Source organism: Flavobacteriales bacterium (assembly GCA_013214975.1).
Lineage (GTDB): Bacteria > Bacteroidota > Bacteroidia > DT-38 > DT-38 > DT-38.
Genome location: JABSPR010000414.1, coordinates 1 through 1,681, shown reverse-complemented (window position 1 = coordinate 1,681; position 1,681 = coordinate 1). Strand labels below are relative to the sequence as shown.

The following is a 1,681-nucleotide window of genomic DNA, read 5'->3' as shown; positions in this document are numbered from 1 at the left end:
CAGTTCCTGTCCAACTCGTACTTCTGGCGGCCGCCGGAACACAGGGACATAGTAACCCAGAAACAATTCTATTAACGCTGGATTTTCAGAGACGCCATCAGGTGAAATTTCAAATCTTGGAGGGAAACTAACACTTAAGAAAGTTTATTTCACGTATAGAAACTCATTAATGGGTAAATACACAGGCTATAAATTCAATTATGGAGAATATGCTCCAGTAGAATATCCACTATCGTCTGGGAACTACATTAATCCGGATGAGTACTTTAACCCTACAGGAGCAAGCTTAGTTTTGAATACGGCATATGTTCCTGCAATTGTTCAAGACCCTTTAAATCCTACAGCAGATGAAATTGCTGATATGAATTTAGCTGAAATTTCTGGCCTCAATCCAGTTTATAACATCAAGGGATACGATAGTTGGGGGAATTACAAGCCCAATCCAACAGGTTGCTCATACGGTGATCCAATAACCGCAGCTGAATTTCCATTTACCGAACAAAACAAAGCCGTACAAGATAATCGTGCATCTGTTTGGAATCTTAAAAAAATTAGCCTGCCATCAGGTGGTGATATTTCAATTCAATATGAATCTGATGATTATGCTTCAGTTCAAGACAAAGATGTCATGCGAATGTTTAAAGTTATTGGAACAGGTTTCTCTGCAGATGGAAGCGACACAGATTTTAATAATCTAGATGTATCCTCGCCACTTTATGGTAATGGCCTGTCTAATAAACCAAGAACATACATTTATGCAGAAGTAGATAGTGACGCAACTACAGCTGATGTGGACGATTACTTGAAGGAATTAAAACAGGGGACTCCTATTTATTTTAGATTTTTGATGAATACCACAATAGCAGGAGGAACACAAGAAAACCCAAGTGATGATTTGAAGTTTGATTATGTTACTGGTTATTTCGAATACGAGACGGATAATGCTAATGAACCGTACTCTGGCGATGCGGAAATAATAACTGAAGGATCTAAAAAATACCTCAGTATACCAGTGAAAATGGTAAATAAAGAAGGTGGGTTGATATATGATCAACTTAATGATACTGGTATTGAAGTAGGGGTGGATGATGTGCATCCAATTTCAAAAGCTACTTGGCAATTTGGTAGAAAGTACTTGAACAATCATGTGTTTAGTAATCAGCCAAATGGAGATAGTGAAGATATTGAGGCTATAGTAGCTGAATTGTTATCTCTAGATGTAATTAACAATCTAATTGAAATTTTCACAGGGCCAAATTCAACATTAGAAAATAAAAATGTTGGTCGACGCTTTATCAATGAGAAATCATGGATTCGACTAAAGACAAAGGATAACTTTAAATTGGGAGGAGGATGCCGTGTTAAAGAAATTCGGATGAGTGATGTTTGGGAAGAGATGAATCCTGGGCAAGGAGATTACCAAACAATGAACTATGGTCAAAAATATGAGTACAAAACAGTTGATGGAAAATCAAGTGGGGTTGCAACTTATGAACCCGTAGGAAATAAAGAAAACCCATTCGTTCAGCCGGTATTTTCTTCTGTAAATCATTGGCTTGCTCCAGATGAAGAAAACTTTATTGAAATGCCTTTTGGAGAATCATTCTTTCCAAGTCCATCAGTTACTTATTCAAGAGTCTCTGTTTCTAATGTTCAAGCTGGTGAAAAACCAATGCCAAAT

1 protein-coding gene is annotated in these 1,681 nt (G+C 37.2%); it reads left to right on the top strand.

The window, feature by feature from the left end:
• Positions 1 to 169: 169 nt before the first annotated feature.
• Positions 170 to 1,681, top strand: a 1,512-nt coding sequence (locus tag HRT72_12895) for a hypothetical protein (GenBank protein ID NQY68603.1), incomplete at its 3' end; no start/stop codon positions are given.